The 21080-nt window shown below is 29.9% G+C and carries 15 protein-coding genes and 11 tRNA genes; 3 read left to right on the top strand and 23 right to left on the bottom strand.

The annotated features are described in order from the left end of the window. Positions 1 to 48 precede the first annotated feature (48 nt). The 14 genes from STIUS_RS00725 to STIUS_RS00660 form a co-directional block, all read right to left on the bottom strand. Positions 49 to 125: transfer RNA gene (locus STIUS_RS00725), tRNA-Ile, on the bottom strand. A gap of 3 nt (positions 126 to 128) precedes the next feature. Then, positions 129 to 204, bottom strand: a tRNA-Phe gene (locus STIUS_RS00720). 5 nt (positions 205 to 209) lie between these two features. After that, a tRNA-Asp gene (locus STIUS_RS00715) sits at positions 210 to 286 on the bottom strand. Between the two features lie 2 nt (positions 287 to 288). Beyond that, positions 289 to 364 (bottom strand) — tRNA-Met (locus tag STIUS_RS00710). A gap of 12 nt (positions 365 to 376) precedes the next feature. Continuing rightward, a tRNA-Ser gene (locus tag STIUS_RS00705) sits at positions 377 to 469 on the bottom strand. Positions 470 to 519: 50 nt separating this feature from the next. Next, positions 520 to 596, bottom strand: a tRNA-Ile gene (locus STIUS_RS00700). A 19-nt stretch (positions 597 to 615) separates the two neighbouring features. Beyond that, positions 616 to 692: transfer RNA gene (locus STIUS_RS00695), tRNA-Met, on the bottom strand. A 5-nt stretch (positions 693 to 697) separates the two neighbouring features. Beyond that, positions 698 to 773: transfer RNA gene (locus STIUS_RS00690), tRNA-Ala, on the bottom strand. A 7-nt stretch (positions 774 to 780) separates the two neighbouring features. Next, positions 781 to 857 (bottom strand) — tRNA-Pro (locus STIUS_RS00685). A 46-nt stretch (positions 858 to 903) separates the two neighbouring features. Continuing rightward, positions 904 to 980 (bottom strand) — tRNA-Arg (locus tag STIUS_RS00680). A gap of 190 nt (positions 981 to 1170) precedes the next feature. Next, a complete protein-coding gene (gene glpK / locus STIUS_RS00675; protein WP_162649354.1) occupies positions 1171 to 2679 on the bottom strand; it encodes a glycerol kinase GlpK in 1509 nt (502 codons plus the stop codon). A gap of 15 nt (positions 2680 to 2694) precedes the next feature. Continuing rightward, on the bottom strand, positions 2695 to 3849 hold the full coding sequence (gene glpO, locus STIUS_RS00670) for a type 2 glycerol-3-phosphate oxidase (protein ID WP_162649353.1): 1155 nt from the start codon (positions 3847 to 3849) through the stop codon (positions 2695 to 2697). 16 nt (positions 3850 to 3865) lie between these two features. After that, on the bottom strand, positions 3866 to 4636 hold the full coding sequence (locus STIUS_RS00665) for an MIP/aquaporin family protein (RefSeq protein ID WP_162649352.1): 771 nt from the start codon (positions 4634 to 4636) through the stop codon (positions 3866 to 3868). Between the two features lie 126 nt (positions 4637 to 4762). Continuing rightward, positions 4763 to 4838: transfer RNA gene (locus tag STIUS_RS00660), tRNA-Cys, on the bottom strand. A gap of 74 nt (positions 4839 to 4912) precedes the next feature. On the opposite strand from STIUS_RS00660, the gene STIUS_RS00655 reads away from it, so the two are divergent. The 3 genes from STIUS_RS00655 to STIUS_RS00645 all read left to right on the top strand — a co-directional run bounded on the left by STIUS_RS00655 (position 4913) and on the right by STIUS_RS00645 (position 8506). Continuing rightward, positions 4913 to 6454: an APC family permease gene (locus tag STIUS_RS00655; RefSeq protein ID WP_162649351.1), complete on the top strand. Its 1542-nt coding sequence runs from the start codon at positions 4913 to 4915 to the stop codon at positions 6452 to 6454. Beyond that, positions 6435 to 7970: an amino acid permease gene (locus tag STIUS_RS00650; RefSeq protein ID WP_162649350.1), complete on the top strand. Its 1536-nt coding sequence runs from the start codon at positions 6435 to 6437 to the stop codon at positions 7968 to 7970. The genes STIUS_RS00655 and STIUS_RS00650 overlap by 20 nt, the downstream gene beginning before the upstream one ends. Before the next feature lie 134 nt (positions 7971 to 8104). Continuing rightward, positions 8105 to 8506 carry a cytidine deaminase gene (locus STIUS_RS00645; RefSeq protein WP_162649349.1) on the top strand — a complete coding sequence of 134 codons (402 nt, stop codon included), beginning with the start codon at positions 8105 to 8107 and terminating at the stop codon, positions 8504 to 8506. 22 nt (positions 8507 to 8528) lie between these two features. Here STIUS_RS00645 and STIUS_RS00640 read toward each other — a convergent pair whose 3' ends face one another. From STIUS_RS00640 to STIUS_RS00600, 9 genes are all read right to left on the bottom strand, one after another. After that, on the bottom strand, positions 8529 to 10235 hold the full coding sequence (locus STIUS_RS00640) for a cation:dicarboxylate symporter family transporter (RefSeq protein ID WP_162649348.1): 1707 nt from the start codon (positions 10233 to 10235) through the stop codon (positions 8529 to 8531). A gap of 7 nt (positions 10236 to 10242) precedes the next feature. Further along, on the bottom strand, positions 10243 to 11574 hold the full coding sequence (locus STIUS_RS00635; protein ID WP_162649347.1) for a CoA-disulfide reductase: 1332 nt from the start codon (positions 11572 to 11574) through the stop codon (positions 10243 to 10245). Between the two features lie 75 nt (positions 11575 to 11649). Then, entirely contained in the window at positions 11650 to 11823 is a 174-nt protein-coding gene (locus tag STIUS_RS00630) for a hypothetical protein (RefSeq protein WP_162649346.1), read from the bottom strand. 84 nt (positions 11824 to 11907) lie between these two features. Further along, a complete protein-coding gene (locus tag STIUS_RS00625; protein ID WP_162649345.1) occupies positions 11908 to 14883 on the bottom strand; it encodes an extracellular solute-binding protein in 2976 nt (991 codons plus the stop codon). Next, positions 14853 to 15818 (bottom strand): spermidine/putrescine ABC transporter permease, encoded by a 966-nt coding sequence (gene potB, locus STIUS_RS00620; protein WP_162649344.1) that lies wholly within the window; start codon positions 15816 to 15818, stop codon positions 14853 to 14855. The genes STIUS_RS00625 and potB overlap by 31 nt, the downstream gene beginning before the upstream one ends. Further along, complete coding sequence (gene potA / locus STIUS_RS00615; RefSeq protein ID WP_162649343.1) at positions 15818 to 16870, bottom strand: spermidine/putrescine ABC transporter ATP-binding protein; 1053 nt, start codon at positions 16868 to 16870, stop codon at positions 15818 to 15820. Before potA ends, potB begins: the two co-directional genes overlap by 1 nt. A gap of 299 nt (positions 16871 to 17169) precedes the next feature. After that, the gene (locus STIUS_RS00610; RefSeq protein WP_162649342.1) at positions 17170 to 18363 is read right to left on the bottom strand and encodes a carbohydrate ABC transporter permease; all 1194 of its coding nucleotides are present in this window, start codon (positions 18361 to 18363) and stop codon (positions 17170 to 17172) included. Further along, positions 18364 to 19284 (bottom strand): carbohydrate ABC transporter permease, encoded by a 921-nt coding sequence (locus STIUS_RS00605; protein ID WP_162649341.1) that lies wholly within the window; start codon positions 19282 to 19284, stop codon positions 18364 to 18366. Further along, the gene (locus STIUS_RS00600) at positions 19284 to 21080 is read right to left on the bottom strand and encodes an ATP-binding cassette domain-containing protein (protein WP_162649340.1); all 1797 of its coding nucleotides are present in this window, start codon (positions 21078 to 21080) and stop codon (positions 19284 to 19286) included. The genes STIUS_RS00605 and STIUS_RS00600 overlap by 1 nt, the downstream gene beginning before the upstream one ends.

The raw sequence follows: 21080 nt of genomic DNA, 5'->3' as shown, positions 1-21080 counted from the left end.
AAAAAAAAAAAAAAAAGGATTTCTCCTTGTTCCATTTCATCTTCTAAATGGTCGAAATAAGTGGACTTGAACCACCGACCTCTCCGTTATCAGCGGAGTGCTCTAACCAGCTGAGCTATATTTCGAAATGGTGGTTTTGAACGGAATTGAACCGCCGACACATTGAGCTTCAATCAATTGCTCTACCAACTGAGCTACAAAACCATTAATGGCGACCCCAACGAGACTCGAACTCGTGATCTCCTCCGTGACAGGGAGGCGCGATAACCAACTTCGCTATGGGGCCATTGGTTGCGGGAGCAGGACTTGAACCTACGACCTTCGGGTTATGAGCCCGACGAGCTACCAACTGCTCTATCCCGCGATATATAAAAAATGGCGGAAGATGAGGGATTCGAACCCCCGCTCGGGTTTCCCCGACTCTCGGTTTTCAAGACCGACCCCTTCAGCCAGGCTTGGGTAATCTTCCGTAAAATTTTTTTATGGTCCTCATAGCGAAGCCGTTTCTGGCGTCGAATTTGGTGGACATTATTGGACTTGAACCAATGACCGCCCGGTTATGAGCCGGGAGCTCTAACCAACTGAGCTAAATGTCCAAAATAATTAATATAAATATGGTAGCGGGGGCGAGACTTGAACTCGCGACCTCCCGGGTATGAGCCGAGCGCTCTAACCAGCTGAGCTACCCCGCCATATTTGGTGGACCCGATCGGGATCGAACCGACGACCCCCTGCGTGCAAGGCAGGTGCTCTCCCAGCTGAGCTACGGGCCCAAATAAATGGTCGAGAAGACAGGATTCGAACCTGCGACCCTTCGGTCCCAAACCGAATGCTCTACCAAGCTGAGCCACTTCTCGTTATATAACAAATATTACTGGTATGAATATTTGTGATGTTTCTTGCTGGCGCGCCCTAAGGGACTCGAACCCCTAACCTTTTGATCCGTAGTCAAACGATCTATCCAATTGATCTAAGGGCGCATGTGAAATATCATAAATATTATATATAAATTGTGCCTATACTTATAGACAAAATAAATTATATATTAAAAATTATCTATTCCCTTAAAAACGGTTTAAATTTCAAATTAATTTTGAACTAATAAAAACACAAAGTAATTTAAGACCTTGTGTTTTATTTGTTCTTTTTTTAAATCCAAAACTTATGATTTTATTCAATATCTTTTAATCATGAGAATGTTCTTTCAACTGCTGTACTTCAACCTTTGTTTAATCATGCAGCCTTTTTCTCATCAATTGTTGGAGATAAGACAAAATCTTCTACATAATTTTTTTTGATTTCTTCAACATCTTTTCAGTACCCAATTGATAACCCTGCAAGATAAGCTGCTCCCATTGCAGTTGTTTCAACATTTACTGGTTTTACAACTTTAGATTGAGAAATGTCAGCTTGAAATTGCATTAAAAACTTATTGTTTGAAGCTCCACCATCAACTTTTAATATTTTTAATGGAGCTTTAATATCTTTTTGCATAGCTCTAACGACATCATTTGCTTGATATGCAATTGCTTCTAGAGTTGCACGCACAATATGTTCACGTTTAGTACCTCTGTCTAATCCAAAGATACCTCCACGAGAATAGGCATCTCAATATGGTGAACCTAATCCTGTAAATGAAGGGACAACATAAATTCTTCTGTCATCAGTAACTTGACCTGCATATCATTCTGTTTCAACAGCGTTATAAACAATTCTTAAATTATCACGTAGCCATTGAATAGCTGAACCAGCAACCATGACTGAACCTTCAAGTGCATATGTTATTTTTCCATTGTATGCAACAGCTACAGTTGTAAGCAACCCATGGCTAGACATAACACGTTTTTCACCTGTATTCATTAGGATAAAACATCCTGTTCCATAGGTAATTTTTGATTCACCATCATTTACACATAATTGTCCAAATAATGCTGATTGTTGATCTCCAATAGAAGAACAAATTGGAATTTGTGTCAGATCTTGTTTATTAATTAAACCAGCATAAGTTATTCCATATTCTTCAGAACAAGATTTTATTTCTGGCAAGATACTTCTTGGAATATCAAATAATTTCAATAATTCATCATCTCAATCATTTGTGTGAATGTTATACATTAATGTTCTTTGAGCATTAGTATGGTCTGTAACAAAAACTTCACCACCTGTCAGTCTATAGATTAATCATGTATTTATTGTCCCAAACATTAGTTTACCTTCTTTTGCAAGTTCTCTTGCACCTTCAACGTTATCTAATATTCATTTAACTTTTGTAGCTGAGAAATACGGATTTATTATTAAACCAGTTTTCTTTTTAACCATATCTACTTCTTCTTGCTTCATTGATTCACATCACTTAGCTGTTCTTGTATCTTGTCATACAATCGCATTATATATTGGAACCCCTGTTTCTCTATTTCAAATTACTGCAGTTTCTCTTTGGTTTGTAATACCAATTGCAGAAATTTGCTTACCTTCAATATTTGCCTTATTTAAAGCTGTTGTAATTGTTGAACGTTGTGTATTTCAAATTTGATTCGCATCATGTTCAACTCAACCATCTTTAGGAAAATACTGTGGAAACTCAGATTGAGCAACAGAAATAATTTTACCCTTTTTATTTGTAATTAGAGTTCTAGCACTAGTAGTACCTTCGTCCAATGTAACAATATATTTTTCCATATTTATCTCCTTATTTTAACTTAGAGGCAAGATTGATTTTTCTTTTGGATTTCAATCTTTTCTCTTGTTTAATTTTTCTACTTTTTCTACTAATTCAATTACATAATCTGCGATGGCTGGAGCTGAAGCAATAGCTGGAGATTTCATACCAGCTACATTAATAAAGTAATTATCATCCTTAGCTGGCTTGATTCAAAAATCATTTTCAATTGGCTCAATAGGTCTTGATCCAGATAGTGTCATACATGTCTTATTCATATTTATTGATGGAATTAGTTTTTTACCAATATCTCCAATAAAGTCAAATTGCTTTTGAGTGACTAATCTTGTTTCATCTTTAGGAACCCCATCTTCTGCAGTGGGACCAACTAAAACATGACCATTTAACATAGGTGATACAATTACACCCTTTCCGTGAATTGTTGGAACCATAAACACAACAGAATTAACAATACCTGCTTCAGTTTTTTCTAGTATCCTGTATTCTCCACGTTTTGTTACTAAGTTAAAGTCAGGATAACCAGCCATTTTGGCAATTACGTCTGCGTAATGCCCAGCAGCATTGATTATAAATTTTGAATTTATAATTTCACCTTTACTTGTTTTAATTTCAAATGCATCATTTATTTTTTTAATTTCTAACACTTTTGAATTAACATGTAGTTCTGCTTTATTTCTAATTGCATTAGAAAATAATACTTTCGTCAGCTCTGGTGCATCAACTGCAATAGATGAATTACACACAAGAGCCCCAACAGCTTCTTTTGATATATTTGGTTCTCGTCGGTGAAGTTCTTTTGAATCTATAATCTCCATTTCACTTGGTTTTAAACCATTAGTTATTCCGCGATCATATAACATATAAATATGTTTCATTTCTTCTTTGTTGAAAGCTACAACTGTTGAATCTATTCTTAAATATGGAAATTCCATATCTCTAATTCAATCTTCATATCTTAATTTACCCTTTTGATTTAAACTAGCGTTTAATCTTCCAGGTGTTGGGTCAAACCCTCCATGGACTAATCCTGAATTTCCCGATGTTGTTTCTAAAGCAACTCTTGAGTTTGCTTCTAAGATTACTAAATCTACATTGTATTTTGCCAATTCACGAGCTATTGAAGCTCCAATAATTCCTCCACCAATTATGCAGATATCATATTTTTTCATATTTTTTATTCCTTATCTAATTTGCTAATAATGTTATTACACCAGCTAGTGCTCCACCAGCTAATGGTGCAAGTACTGGTATTCATGCATATGTTCAATCTGAAACAGATCCAGATTTTTTAAATAACAGCATGTGTGCTATTCTTGGACCTAGGTCACGAGCTGGATTAATTGCATAACCTGTTGTACCACCAAGTGATAGACCGATTGCCAATACAACTATTCCAACAATAATTGGACCAATGAATCCTGAAACAGTTCAGTGTCCTAATCCTAAAATTGCAAATACCAATATTGCAGTTGCAACCATTTCCATTAAGAAATTTAATGGAATTGATTTTGTTGTTGCTCCTGTTGAATGCATACCCAACACATTACTACATCCAAGTTCACCATCTGAAAGTGTCATTTTAATATGTTTTCAATATAAAATATCTAGTAATAGTTGACCTAAAAATGCTCCAATAATTTGAATAAACATTATTCCAAAACAGAAAGCCAAAGCTTGTCCATTTGTCATATCCAAAGGTATTGCAACTGCATCACCAATTCCATTAATCATTACACCTAATGTAACTGCTGGATTTAATCAACCAGCTCCATCAAATGAATTAGATATTAGTGCTGCCACAGTAACTGCAAACCCTCAACCTATCGTAATTGAAAGCCATCCAGCATTTTCTCCTTTTGTTCCCTTTAGAACTACATTTGCTACAATACCATTACCCATAATGATTAAAAGTGCTGTACCAAATAATTCCGTAAGAATTAAACTTGTTATACTCATATAATTTTCCCCCTATTAACAATATTATATGATTAAATAATTTTTACAATATTGTGTCAATTTATTGGAAATTATTATTATAATTTAATAATAAAAAAACTCCTTGTTGGAGTGTTACTTTCTTATTGGAGGCGCTAGTCGGATTCGAACCGACGATCAGGGTGTTGCAGACCCATGCCTTGAACCCCTTGGCCATAGCGCCATATAAAATATATTATACAAAATATTAGTTAATAATAGGTATTATATATTTAATGAATATTAAGGAGAATTAAGATGAAACAATCAAGTAGAGCAAAAGAATTTTGATCTATGTTCTTGTTAGTTGCTGGTATAGTTATTGGTGCTGGTATCTATTTAAAAAATAAAGAATTGTTAGCTCAAACAGGTAACCCAATTATTGCAACAGCACTATGAGGTGTAGTTGGATTAGTTTGTATTATGTCTGTTGTTGTTTTTGTGGAGATTTCTAAGTCGACTTTAAAATCTGGTAATGGAACAATTGGTAACTGATCAAAGTTATTTTTAAATAGACGTATAGCTTCTTTTTTTGCAATTGTTTATACTTTTGTTTATATGCCAACTACTCAATCAGTGTTTGTAGCTGGTGTTGTAGGATATATGATTCAAGCAATTGGTATTGAATTATCACCAGTTGAAATACTATCAATTTATTTAACATGTTGTATTTCTATACTTGCATTGTTTGTTATCACAAATATATATTCTCCAAGACATTCAAAAAATCTACAATTATTTGGAGGAGTATTTAAATTTATTCCTTTAATCGTTGCTATGATTGCTGGATTCATTCTTTGAGGAATGGGAACAAGTAATTCATTTAATGATCCAGCAATGGCAGAAAATATTAAGGCACTTTCATTTTTGGGTGGATTTGGTGCAATATTATTTTCTTTCGATGGTTATGTGTATATTGCAAATATGCAACGTGGAGCAAAACATCCAGAGCAAGTATCTAAAGCTTTAACTGCAGGTATGGTGTTTGTTACTATCTTTTACATCTTGATTGCCTTAGCTACATTTGGTGGTGGTAACGGAACAATTGAAGGAGTTCTATCTAAAATATTTGGTGGTGGTAAAGAAGCAGAAAATGTTGCTTGAATTATTGCAAATATAATAATGATGTTAGTTTGTTTACTATCTGTAAATATGTTTACAAATTTAGGTATGACCGAAATATTTAGTGACTACAACTGTAAAATTATTTATATTCCAAAATCTAAAGCAAGCATTAAATCTGCTGCATTATTACAATTTGTTTTAACTATAATTTATTTCATAGCAACTATACTATTGGGAACTCTAGCTCCGCATGGTGAATGACAAGGTGTTAACGCAAATGTTGGGCATTTTAATGGTGATCTACCACTCTACCTAGATCAAGCTGCATACTTCATTAATTCATTTTCATCTGCTACAACAGTTATGGTTTTTATTATGTTAGATATGTTAATTTTTGGAGCCATGATTAATCGCTTTACGCGTAAAGTTGATGTACCTAAAGTAAAACTATTTTGACCCGCTGCAATAGTTTCAAGTTTAATGATAATGGTATTTAATATCTTTGGTATCGTTGCATTCTTGATTCCTGACAAGGGTTTTACATTTGTAGAATCAAATGGTTTTATATTTTTATTAATATTAATATTCTGTATTTTTTACGCAACAATAATCTTTATTGCTCAAGAAATATTCTTTGCAAAAAAAGATCCCTTCAATGGTTTCGAAGGTGTTGTTGATGAAAATTTACTTACAAATAATTGAGTAGAGGCAAATAATGAACAAATCAAAATCTAAATCAAAATCCTATGAATTTTGATCAATGTTCCTATTAGTAATAGGAATGGTGATTGGAGCTGGTATATACTTAAAAAACCAGGAACTATTATCACAAACTAATAACCCTATTGTAGCAACTTCCTTATGAGCAGTTGTTGGTTTAGTACTTGTACTAAGTGTAGTTATTTTTATTGAAATATCTAAATCAACAATGAATCATGGAAATGGTACTTTGGGTAACTGACTAAAAATTTGGGTTGGAAGAAGAACAGCATCTGTATTTTCAGTAATGTATTCTTATATATTTATCCCATCTGTAATTACAGGATTTATGACTCCCGTTATTACATATTTTTTAATAACTTTAGACATCTATATAAACCCCTTATCACAACTATTTATTTATCTGTTTGTAGGTATTTTTATACTTATAACAATATATGCATCAAATGTTTGAATTCCAAAAGTTTGTAAAGGTATACAATTGTTTGCATCTGTATTTAAATTTATCCCACTATTTGTGGCTTTAATTGCAGGTTTTGTTTTATGAGGAGATAACTCATCATTCAATGACGAAACCTATAAACAAGGAGCAACAGCAATTACCTTTCTTTCAGGTTTTGGTGCTATCTTACTTTCTTTTGATGGATATGTATATATTGCAAACATGCAAAAAGGAGCAACTCATAAAGAACAAGTTCCTAAAGCTTTAATTGCAGGAATGATATTTGTATCTGTATTTTATGTAATAATGGCTATTGCCTTGTTTGGTGGAGGTGATGGTTCTATTGTTGGAGTGCTTTCAAAAATATTTGGTAATAGTGCTTCAGGTCATAGAGCGGCCGTGATTTTAGCAAATACAGTGATGATGTTGGTATGTTTTACTTCAACAAATGTTTTTGTAAGTGTTGGTATGACTGAAATGCTAAGTGACTACAACGCTAAAGTAATTTATTTACCAAAAGAAAAAGCAAACTTTAAGTTTGTAGCACTTCTGCAATTCTTGTCAACAACAATATTTTATATAGTATTAGTATTACTTGGGACTTTTGTACCACGTGGGGATTGGGAAGGAATTAACTCTGGATATGATCTTTGAGAAAACATTGAAACTAGAAGTTTATTTATGAATGCAATTGGAGATTTTATCGGACAAATGGCTAGTGCATTAACAGCTTATGTTTTCATTGCTATTAACACTTTAATAGTGGCAGCTATGATTAACAGATTTACAAATAAAGTTAAAGTTGAAAAATTGAACTCATATGTTTTTTGGCCAGCAGCAATTATTTCTTCTATCATGCTAGCAGTAATTAATATAATGGCTGTAGTAATATTTATTATTCCAACAAATGATGCAGTTCCATTTGTACAAACAGGTCAATTTATATTTTTATTATTCTTTATATTGTCTATAATTGCATCGTGCGTTCTGTGAACTATTCAAGAAAAAGTCTTTAAAAAGCATAATGAAACTTATTCAGATTTTAGTGAAAACATTGATGAAAATATGAAGTTAAATAACTGAGATTAATTTAATTATAGTTTTTTTAAATTGATTATTAAACACTAAGTTAAAACACACTTAATATAAGTGTGTTTTTTAATACTTCACTTTATTCTAATTGCTCAGAAAATGTAATATAATAAAAACCCATAGGAGTTATTATGGAATTTAAAGAAATGATTGATGCATGTAAAAAATACACAGGAACAAGAGACCTGGGGCCTGAAATTAAATGTGGAATGGTTGGTGCAGCATTATTAACAAAAAATGGAAATCTATATACAGGTATATGTTTGAATAATCATTGTTCAATTGGATATTGTGCTGAAAGACAAGCAGCCGGTGAAATGATTAAATTGGGAGAAACAGAAGTTGTAAAAATGGTTGCAATTGATGATTCATTTGCAGTGATTCCACCATGTGGTGTATGTAGAGAATTTGTTATGCAAATTAATCCTAAAAATTCCGAATGCGAAGTGATGTATTTAGATGGTAAAGTTAATAAGTTAAAAAACCTACTGCCCCATTATTGAATGGAATTGTTTTTCAAAAACAAAAAATAAAAAAAGAGTTTTAAGAACTCTTTTATTTTTTAATATTAATTAATTCATTTTTATAAGTTTCTTTTGACTCTTGCTTTACTTTCAAAAAATCCATTTTTTTATCTTCTACAAATTGTTTGTAATCCAATTTAATTTTCTGTTTTTCATCTTTGCTAATTTCTTTATTAACAATTGCCTTATTTTTTTTATTTAGTTCAATTGCTATTTCGTCTTCCATTAAATACTTAAATTCATTATTAACTCGGATTTCTTTTTGCTTTGCAATTAATCTTTTTGTTAACAGTGGTGATCCATCTTCAATAAGCCCTTCTGACTTAGCCACAATTGGTATTACTGCATTAGCTCCAAGAACATTGACTCCAGTTCTACCCATATCAAATATTCCATCTAGTGGTTGAATTATTCCTAACACCGGCGCAATAAATCCACCGAATCCCATACCTCCCAAAACACCAACTGTAACAACAGTTGCTGTACCTGGTGTTCCAGCTATACCTAATGAGGCTACCATTGTTACTATTAACGCAATCAAGAAGAAAGGTAACAGCCCCATACTGTGTACAACATCTCCATCAGAGTTAGCAGTTCATAATAAACTTGTTGTAATACCTGCTTGTACACCTGCACAAGCCATTAAACCTAATGTAGTGGACATAGAACCAATTGTATTTACGGCTTTTTCATTTACCTTCATACCTTCTCCAACACTAGTTAAAGTAGTTGGTAATGTTGCTAGTGCTGATTGAGTGGCAAACGCTTGAACAAATGGTGTTCATGCTTGTTTTCATCATTGTTTTACATTGATACCTGAAGCTGCAATTTGTAAAGTAAGTATCAATACACAAATTGCCAAAGCTAAGTAACCAATACCTATTACTTTTCCAATTGATGCCAAAGCTCCAATTGGTTTACCAACTATAGCGGTAGCTAACATAGCCATAACCGCTATTGGCAATATCTTCATAAAGTTCATCATCATTGATGTTGAAATTTTTCATGCTACTTCTGTACCAGCTCTTAATTTATCCATTTGCGGACCATTTCTTTTTGAAAGTATTCTAATTGACATCCCCATTAAAGCTGCTATTACCATAATCGGAATAATCAAAGTTCCCGATAACGCACTAACGATATTTTTTGGAATGTAATCACTAATTAATTGAGGTATTGGTTTCATACCTTCTGTCGCAATTTCACCGTTATTTTCAAGTGTAAGACCATCTCCAACTTTAAATAAGTATCCTAATCAAAAAGTTAATATAAATGCGATAGCTACATTAGCCAATAAAAGTGCAACACCCTTAATTGTTATTTTTTTTAAACCTCGTACTCCAACTTTTGATGTTATTCTTAACACTGCTAAAAAAACTATTGGTATACACATCATCATTACACCAGCTATAAATATGTTTTTAAATAAAGATAACCAAATTAATGATTCTTCCAATCATTTATACTCTTCTTTGAAAATTGTTGTTACTTTACCGTCAATCTTCTCATATAGATCTGATGAATCTGGAAATCCTATTGCTACCTGAACTATGATTCCAAATAATAAACCAAGTAACATACCAGATAAAACTCGGTATATAAATTGGATTTTAATCTTTTTCAAAAATATTCAAAAACCTATTTGAAGGAATAAAAATATTCCTATTACCACTAGTGATTGTCAAGTTGAAATTGCAATAAAATCTGTAAGAATTTTATTGCTAAATAATGTATTCATATAACTCCTATTTGTTTAATTTAGATAATGCAATATGCAATATATCTTGTGTTCTAGAAAAAGGTGGAGCATAAGGCATGTCTATTTGTTCTAATGCTGAATCCACTTTTGTTTTAGCTCATATTAACGAAACTATTCCATTAATTCTTAGAATTGAATTATCACTCCCAATAATTTGAGCTCCAATTAATTCTCTACTTTTTTTGTTCATTATTAATTTTAATGATATATCTGTTTGACCTTTTAAATATGAAGGATAATTTTTATCATTAATCAATACTGTTTGGTAATCAATACCTTCTGCTTTGGCTTGTAATTCTGTTAAACCCGTACGAGCTGATTCTTTTGAGAACAATTTAATCATAGCACTTTGAATTGATCCTACGTAATTAATATTTTTATTACTAATATTATCTGCAATAACTTTTGCCATTTTTGAAGCCACTGTTGCAAGAGGTGAATATATATCTTTACCAGTAATATAATTTTTAGAACTACTACAATCACCACCACTGTAAACATCTTTAATATTTGTTTCACATTTTGTATTTACCAATATAGCCCCATTATCCATCAATTTAATTTTAGTTTCTTTTAAGAAAGACGTATTAGGTTGGAAACCAATAGATAATATCACAGCTTCAACTTCTATTGATTTACCATTAGAGAATTTAACTCCACAAACTTTCTTATCATTTAAAAGGATTTCAGAAACTTGTGTAGAAGTATAAACTTGAACACCATTAATTTTAAGTTCATCTTCAATATGATGAATCATATCTTGATCAAATGATTTGCTTAATAAAGTGTCTTGCATTTCTATTAAGTTAACTTTTTTATTCATATTGATTAAAGAAACACTGGTTTCAACTCCAATGAATCCTCCTCCAATAATGGCAACAGATTTAATTGAATTATTTTTAGCAATCTTATCCCTAACTTCAACTCCGTCTTCAAGAGTAGTTAAACTATAAACCCCTTCACCATCAACCCCAGGAATTGATGGAACTATTGGTCTTGCTCCTGTAGCGATTATTAACTTATCATATTTATCCTTAACACCGTTTGCATAGACAATCTTATTATCAAAATCAACTTTTGTAATTTCAATATTAGTAAAAACTTGAATTCCACTTTTTTCAAATTCCGCAATACTTCTTGATAATAAATCTTTCTCGTTCTCTACTTTTCCATCAATAACATATGGTAAACCACATGCTCCCAAAGAAACATATGATGATTTTTGATATACAACAACTTCTGCATCAGGAGTGTTTCTTTTAAGTTTTGCTGCTGCTCCCATTCCGGCAGCACTTCCACCTATAATGATTATTTTCATAGTTCTCCTTTAGTGAATAAAAAAATATTATATATACATAATATTTTTTCAATTTTATATTAATAAATGACCATTTTATCCGTCATATTTTTTGTTATGATTTTTGAATTTTCCAGACTCATGCACTTCATAACGAAGTTTTTTAACATGTCCATGTCTCTTTCTTTTTCTTAATTTTGAAGTTATTCCAAGTGAAATAATATCTACAAATAGTGTTGATTTGCCTTTAGATTTTTTTCTATTTCTCATTTGGTATTTTCCCCACACATATATTTTAACTAATTATTATTCAAATAGAAAGGGACAAAAAAAATCCACAAAAAGTGGATTTAATTATTTTGAAGCTCTAATTTCATTAAAGGCTTCAACTACTTTTTCATCTAATTTTTCATTCAGTTGGAAAGGCTCACCTCTTTCAGCAATTTTAAATCAAGAATTTAAAAAGTCATACTCAAAGTTTTCAGGATCATCATTAATTGAACTTAATGCTCCTAAGTATCCAGAATAATCAAATTGCAAGTCTTGAATTTCTTCTTCTAAAATAAATGCAATTCATTTATGTGCAAGATCTGCATTTCTAGCAGAGTTTGAAATAACCATACTATCTGATCAAGTATTGGTTACTTCTAGTTTGTCACTTCCTTCAATTTTTTTAGCTACATAACCTTGTGCAAATGGAGCTGGCGCATCAACTGGATAATCACGATCATCCATTCAAGTATAAGTTGAACTTACAAGATCTCCGTTATAAATAACAGCTACATCAAAATTACCAGTTTGAACTTTTTCAATCAATTGATCTGTATATAATCCAACACCTTTATATTTAATTAACTTTTTAAGATCTTTTGTTGCGTCATCAATTTCACTTTGATTTTTTGGAGCTACACTACCCTTTTTACCAAGTGAGTACATTAAGAAGTTTTTTGGGTCCTCATTTAGTGCAACATCTAATCCAGCAATTGCTGCATCTCATAATATATTTCAAGAAAGTTGACCAGGATCAATTATTCCTTTATCGTCAAAATCAATGTTGTTAGTTTTTAAAAAATCTACAACTGAACTATTTTGAGTATTAAAAGCAATTCTAACATCTCCTCAAAAGAATGGTGCAGCATAATCTGAAAGAGAAGCATTTGGGTCTTCACCTTCTTCAGTTTCAATATTTATGTTTGATTTTTTCACTTGTTCAAATCAATTTGAATCAAGTTTACCATTACCAATAACTTTACCATCAGCATCAGTTGCCAATTTTCCTGTTTCATCATCAACAATTAGTTCTAATTCTTCATTATATTCATTTATCAATTTTCAATCAATTGGCATTAAGTAATTGTCTTGAGCAAGTTTAACTGCCATATAATCTGATGGAACCATAACATCATATCTGAATGTAATGTTTTTGTTATACATAATTTCGTTTGAATCATATTGTTGGTAGTTGACTTTAACTCCATATTTCTTTTCAAATTTTTTAATAACAATTGGATCAATATAACTTCCCCAGTTACCAATCACAATATCATAAATATTGTTCATTACATATGCAGTCGTAATTAATCCAAAAGATGTCACAAGAATAAAAATTGTTGCAAATGTTTTTCAAGTTCTTTGAATATAACTTTTACCTTTTGAATAGCCATCATTTCCTGTTGGAAAGTATTTTTCTTTTAACACTTTTTCTTCATTTTTAATTTCTGTAATTTTTTGACTCAACTCATTATTATCAGATTCAATATTTTGTTTTGCTAACATGATATATTCATTTCTTTTTTGAGTTAAATCACTATTTGAAAGAATGTTTCAATTATTTTTTAAATCAAACTCATATGCTAAAGAAACTTCTTTAAATACACGTTTTTTTAGTTCCTCTAAGTTTATATATAAAATAGCTATTTTTTCATCTTGACTATTTTTTAATTGATTTAACTTAATTAAGTTTGTTTTTAATTTTCTTTTACTTTTGCCATCAAGAATTTCTTGACGTCTGATTGTAAGATTAACAATTTTTTGATTTGATTTTTTAACGTAAACATCATTATGTTCTTTGTTAGCTAAATCTGTTTTTAACTCTTCAATTCACTCTTGAATCTCTCTAGCCTTTTCTTCATTAACTGCTTTTTGATGTTGAACACGCTCAATCAAATCCATCGCCTTATCGATACGTTTTTGTAATTTGTTAATTTGTAATTCAATTTTTTCTATCTTAACTTCATTTTTTTCGCTATTCAATTTAACTTCCAAAGATTTTTTCTTGTACACAAGTGAATCATATGAAATTTGAGCGTTGGCATCTTTTGTTATTTTTTTATTTATAACTTCAACTTCTCATTCTAGTTTAGAAATTTTTGAATAGTAGTTTTTATTTTTAACCATTTTTATTCTTATAAGTAAAAATCTATATTGAATTAATAGTCAAAGATTTTTTGTTTTTATTTTTTTAATTCCTGATTCAATAATTTGATTGTTATTTTCAATTTGATTTTTATAAGCAAGAATTGCTTTATTTTTGTATTCACTTTTTCTAACTGCATTTCTTCTTTTTTCATTGTTATATGTAACAGCTTTAACAATGTTAAAACCAAGAATTGCCAAAAAGATTGTAATTACTAAAAGTGTTCCAAAAGCATTAATATAAGGTTGTATTTTTTTAGCTGTATATATGAAAGTTGAAACGTTAGTTTGATCTCCACCAGTAAAATAAGAAATAATAAAATCATCAAAAGACATAGAAAAGCAAATTGCTGCTGCCGTAATAATTGATGGAATTAAAATAGGTAATACAACTTTAAAAAAAGTTTGAAACGGTGAAGACCCAAGGTCTTCACTTGCTGAAACAATATTTTTATCAACACGTTTCAAAAATGGCATCACAGTAATAATCACATACGGTACGTTGAAAGATACGTGTGCGGCAATTAAAGTAAAAATACCAAAGTTTAATCCTAGTATCAAGAACACAACCATTAAACTAACAGCAGTAATAATGTCAGCGTTTATCAATGGAATGTTTGCAATTGAAATTCATCTTGACTGCCTCTTTTGAGATAATTTAGATAATCCCACTACAGCCATAACTCCAATAACAATTGAAATTATTGTTGAGGTAATCGCTACAAATAAACTTGTTGTAATTGATTTTAGGAATGGTGAATTATTTAGTAACTCTGCATATCATTTAAATGAAAAACCAGTAAAATTTGAAATATTTGACGATGAGTTAAAAGAAAACAACATCATTACAAAAATTGGAATGTACATCAATAAAAGAATAATTACTAAATAACTTGACTGAAAGAATCTTTTCATTTTTTCTTTTTCCCCTCTTCAAATTTTTTAGATAATAGATTTGATAATAAAATTATTATAAAAATTAATATAGCAAGAACTATTGAAATAGCGGCACCAAAACCAAAGTTAGTTCCTTGTGTAAAGTATGATTCAATAATTGATGTAATCAATGTTATTTTTCCATCTCCCATATATCTCACAATTAATAGAGATGTAGCAGATTGAATTAGTACCAATGAAAAAGCGGTAATAACTCCAGGCATTGAATGTCTTAAAGTGATTTCTCTAAATGCACGAAGCTTGGACGCTTTTAAATCTAAAGCAGCTTGTACATACAAAGGATCTTGTCCCTCTAATGCATTATAAATAGGAGCCACTGCAAAAGGTAAGAACATGTAAACCATTCCTACAATTACTGCAAATTGAGTTCCTAACATATTACCACCTATTAGATGGAAAAAAGATTGAAGCCCAATTGATTTTAAAATCATATTAACTCATATTGGCATTGTTACTAATAATCAAATATTACGAGCAGCAAATTTAGACTTTAGTGTTGATAAAATATACGCTAACGGATATGCAATCAATACAGAAATCAAGCTTGCTACTAGTGCTAGTAAGATTGATAATATTAACATTCATACAAGTGATGAATTAGTTAAAAATTTCATAAAATTATCTAAATTAAATTTAAATAATGTTATATTTCCAGTTGGTTCAATAATTGAATAAATAACAACTGAAATAATTGGAATGATAATTAAAACTATCATAACAATAAAAAATGGAACCAAGATTGGCCAAACTTTTTTTGTCATTCGTCTTTCAACAAATGCATCAAACTTCTCTCTCTTTGTTTTTTTAATTTTAGGTTGTATTGGTGGTGTGTTTGTTTGATCTTGTAAAGAGATTTCCCCTGTAATATCTAAATCTTTTGTGTTAATGTCCATTACTCATCAATTTCCTTTCACATTACGTGAATATCATCTTTTTCTCATTTGATTGATACTTCTGTATCAAAGTCAAAAAATTGAGTTGTTTGTACCATAAAAGTTCTATGTTGTGTTTTAATAACATATTCGTAAACTGTACCTTTAAATACAACATCTTCAACTACACCATCAAAATACCCTTTTGCTTTTTCACCAATAACAATATCTTCTGGTCTAATTACAATATCAACACTTGCTTCATTTTTACCAAAACCTTTATCGTGACATGCAAACGTTTTGTCGTCGAATGAAACTTTTTCATCTTCAATAAAAATTCCATTTTCAATTATGTTTGATTTACCAATAAAATTTGCAACTCACTTGTTTTCTGGTTCATTGTAAACTGATTGTGGGGTTCCTATTTGTTTAATGATTCCATCATTTAAAATAACTATTCTATCACTTAGTGTTAAAGCTTCTTCTTGATCATGAGTAACTAAAACGAAAGTAATTCCTACTTGTTCTTGTAGTTCTTTCAATTCATCTTGCATTCTTCGTTTAAGCTGAACATCAAGTGCAGCCAATGGTTCATCTAGCAATAGAATTCTAGGTTTTAAGATCAAAGCTCTTGCAATAGCAACCCTTTGTCTTTGACCACCTGATAAGTCTTGCACACGTTTATGTTCAAAACCAGCTAGTCCCATTTTTTTAATATAGGCTCCAACTTCTTCTTGTACAATGTGTTCTTTTGTCTTTTTAATCCTTAATCCATAAGCAATGTTTTCAAAAACATCATAATGAGGGAAAAGAGCATAACTTTGAAAAATAGTATTGATCTCTCTTTTGTTAGTTGGGATCTTTGTTAGATCCTTTCCTTCAAATAAAAGGTCACCACTATTTGGATTTTCACGGCCTGCAATAATGTTTAGTGTTGTAGATTTTCCGCACCCAGAAGGTCCTAATAGAGTTACAAACTCACCTTCTCGGACATTAAAACTAATACCTTTTAAAATAACTTTCCCGTCATATTGCTTAGTAAGATCGCGAATTTCTAGAATTGTTTTATTCATGTAATTCTTTCTCCTTTACTTTTAAAATTTATTAATTTTGAACGCGCAATGCCTGCGCCTATACGGAGAGATTCTCAGTTCCTAAAACGTCACTTAATCATTCAATACGATCATCGATTACATCAGATAGTTCTGCAATTAAATATTTTTGTATGTTTATTACATTAGTTAATTTCATAATCAAATCTCCTGTTGAATTTTTTATTTCTTTTATTATATATATTTATTACTCATTTATTTGTTTTTTTATTTTGTAAATTTTGCACAAAAAAAGTAAAAGTTTTTTCACACTTCTACTCTTAGGCATTTATATTTTGGTTACCTCGAATAAATAATTTATTAAAAATTACACAAAGCAATAGCATTGGAATTGTTGAAATAATTGTTCCTGCCATTTTTAAGTTAACTGGATTCTCTAAGCTTGAACTTGGTAAATTTTCCGGGTCAATTAATCCTCAAAGCATCATTGGCAATGTAACTCATTTTGAATCTGAATTTAATACCGTTGTAGGTCATAAAAGTGAATTCCAAGATGAAATGATTGAAAACAAAACAACAATCATTATTGTGTATTTTATTTGTGGAATTGCAACTTTAAAAAAGAATTTAATATCAGATAAACCATCTACTCTTGCAGCTTTTTTTAGTTGTGAAGGAACTGATTCAAATGCTTTTGCAATTAAATAAATTCCCATTACATTTGCAGCAAATGGAACAACTAATGCAATAAACGAATTGCCTAATCCAATTTGCTTCATGAATATTAACTGTCCCAAGATCAGAGATTCACCTGGTATTGCAAGTGTGCCCATAAAAATAATTGTTGTTAATTTTGTAAATACATTTTTAAAGTTAGCAATTGCAAATCCTGCAACAATAGAAACTATTATTTGTACCACTACTGAAACAACTGTTACAAAAACAGTGTTACCAATTATTCTTCAAAATGAAACAGCATAAACATTATTGTTATTAATATAATTAATTAAATCTTCATATGGCTTGAAGGATCAATGAGTTGGAAAGAAAGGCGGCACAGAACCTTGCATCAAATACTCATCTGGAGTTAATGAAATGTTTAACATTCAATAGAAAGGGAACAAAATTATTAGAGCCATAATTATCAAAAATAACAATTGTAAAATTTTGTTTATAAGGAAAGTTTTAGATTCACTTCCAGCAAACTGAATAGTTCTAGAATTTTCTTTTCTTATATGTCTCAAAAATGAATAATTAACCAAATTGAATTCTATTTCAAAAATTAAATTGGAAAACATAAACAAAACTCTAAATATTAATTTTAAGTAACTTGATGAAGACAATAATTGTGCTTGAAAATTTTGTTTAACTGTTTTAATTTCTAAATACGAATTATATTTTTTTTCTTGCACTAACATTTTAGGATTGTTATCATTTTTTTTAAAAGAAAAATCATCAGACTTTATACGTCTAATTTCATTTTTAAAATTCTCTCTAATCTTTTTGTTTTTCATTTACCTACCTACTCGTTTTGAAATTAAGGAATTAATAATTGTCATTAGTAAAATAATAAACATCAGAACTACAGAAGCAGTTGATGAAAGTTTGTAATCACGTATTCCGTCAATCCCATTTAACCTATCGTAAATATAAGAAACCAATGTTTGGGCTTCTAGTAATGAAGTTTGGTTATATGATTCAAAAAGTCCAATTGGAAATATTTTGAATGAGCTTATTATTCCTAATGTAATTAAATAGAAAATAGTTTGTCTAATCAAAGGCAAGGTAATTTTAAACAGTTGTTTAAAATTACTCATGCCATCAATTGAAGCAGCTCTATAGTATTTATTATTTACTCGAACAAAAGATCCAGTTAATAGCAAAATTTGAAAAGGCATTAAAGTCCAAATACCAAAAATTAAAATCATGACAAGCGCTCAACCTTTACTGAATCAATTTATATTACCAATTCCCAATGATTGTAAAATGGAATTTAATATACCACCACTTGGTGAAAATATTATTGCAAATGCCATAGTAACTGCAATAGTTGAAGTAACATATGGAATGAAAAATATTGTTTGAAAAAAACTGAATGCCTTTTTATTTAAAATATTGCTAATAAATTTTGAAATTAAAATACTTAAAAATAATGAAATGGGAATTACAGTAACAACAAATATTAATGAATTTCGTAAAGCTATCAAAAAACTTTTATCCCTAAACAAAGTCCCATAATTTTTAAATGTAAACACATATGTTCAATAACTTTCATATTCGTTAGTTGATGATTTAAAGACTGTGAATATTGCAAAATATGAAAACATTACAACAAGAATTAATGCAGGAGTTAATCATAATAAAGAATTTAAAATTGAACTCTTACTTTCTTTTTGTTTTAACACTAATCTATCCAAATGCAATTTAAATTTCATTAGAGCACCTCAATTAATTTTTGATCATTTCCCTTTTCAAAAATTAACAGTTTATTTGATTTAAAGTCAAATTTAATTTCTTGACCAATTGAGAATTCTTTTGAAGCATCAAAAGAAGCAATAATTGTTTTGTTTTCAAATTTGATTGAAACATTTTTAGTTTGTCCCATATATTCAACCAAAGATATTGTGCCTGTAAATTTATTTCCAAAAATTATATCTTCAGGTCTTATGCCTATATAAACTTCTCCATCAGAGTTTGTTTTAAATTCTTCATTTTGTATTTTGATTTTAGAATTTGTAATTATTGCTTCAAAAATATTAGTTTTGGGTGATCCAACAAATTCAGCAACAAATTTATTTGCAGGGTTATTATAAATTTCACTTGGTGTCCCTATTTGAATTATTTTTCCCTTATTTAAAATAGCAATTTTATCAGACATACCCATTGCTTCTGATTGATCATGAGTTACGGCTATAGTTGTAATATTCATTTTTCTTTGGAACTCTTTAAATCATCTAGTTGTTGAGCTCTTTAGTTGATAATCTAAATGAGATAGAGCTTCATCCATTAATAAAACATCAGGTGTTTTAACAATAGCACGAGCTATTGCCACACGTTGTTGTTGACCTCATGATAATTGGCCAGGTTTTTTATTTAGTAACTCTTGTATTTCTACCTTAGTAGCTACATTTTCAACCATTGTTTTAGTAATATCTTTTATATTTAAAATTTCTGATTTTAATTTATTTTTTTCAGACTGCAGTTCTTCTTTTGAATATATTTTTGGTTCTAAACTAAGTTCTAATGTTTTTTTGCAGTCTTGAAAATCAGAAACAAAAGTATAAAAATTATTTGACATTACTGTTTTAACTTCTGTAATTACAATATTAAAAGCATTATTTAATAAAGAAAACATGTCATTTAAGTATTCTGGAGAAATGATTTTTTTAAAAGATTCAATTTCAATTTTTGATACTTTAATTTGATTTAATTCATGTTTAAATAAATCAATTTGAGACTTAACTGATTTTTTATTTTTATTTGAAAGATATTTATATTTCACAATTCATTCATAATCAAAACTTCTTAAAATGGAATTTAAAATTTTTCTAATCATTCCATCTGATTCTTGTTTTTCTAATGTAGATACAAAATTTTTAACTTCCTCAAATGTTTTTACATATTCATTAAAATAAAGTATTCTAGCTTGATCAAATAATACTGAAGTAATTCTTGCATACAATGTTTCTTCATTTCTACTAATTTTTGCAGCAGCAATAGCTTCAACTTCTTCTAATAATTTTTTTGTAATATTTTCATCATCAGAAAAGAATGCATCATGAGCATTACTAATTTGTTTTTCTAATTGTTCATAAATTGATATTTGATAGTCGAATAAATCCTTAATGTTATTTGATTTGTTTAAGATTGATATTTTTCTTTTAATTTTAATATTCTTTGTTTTAATTTTATTTTTCAAAGACTTAGACTCAAATAAAGGTAATGAAATATTTTTTTCAACACTTAAATGAGGGTAAAGAGCATAATCTTGAAATATATATCCTACATTTCTTTTTTGCGGTGCAGTTCTAGTAACATCGAATTTATCAAAAAGAATTTGACCTGAGCTCAGCTGCTTAAGTCCAGCAATAGAATCAAGCAATGTAGTTTTGCCAGATCCAGATGGACCTAATATTGTGAATACTTCACCACTTTGAACGCTAAAAGAAACATTATCCACAATGTTTTTGTTATCATATTTAATTTTTAAATTCTTTACTGTTAAACTCAT

The organism is Spiroplasma sp. TIUS-1 (assembly GCF_010365785.1).
Classification (GTDB): Bacteria; Bacillota_I; Bacilli_A; order Mycoplasmatales; family Mycoplasmataceae; genus TIUS-1.
The sequence above is the reverse complement of the archived record's forward strand: the minus strand, read 5'-3'. Positions and strand labels throughout refer to the sequence as shown.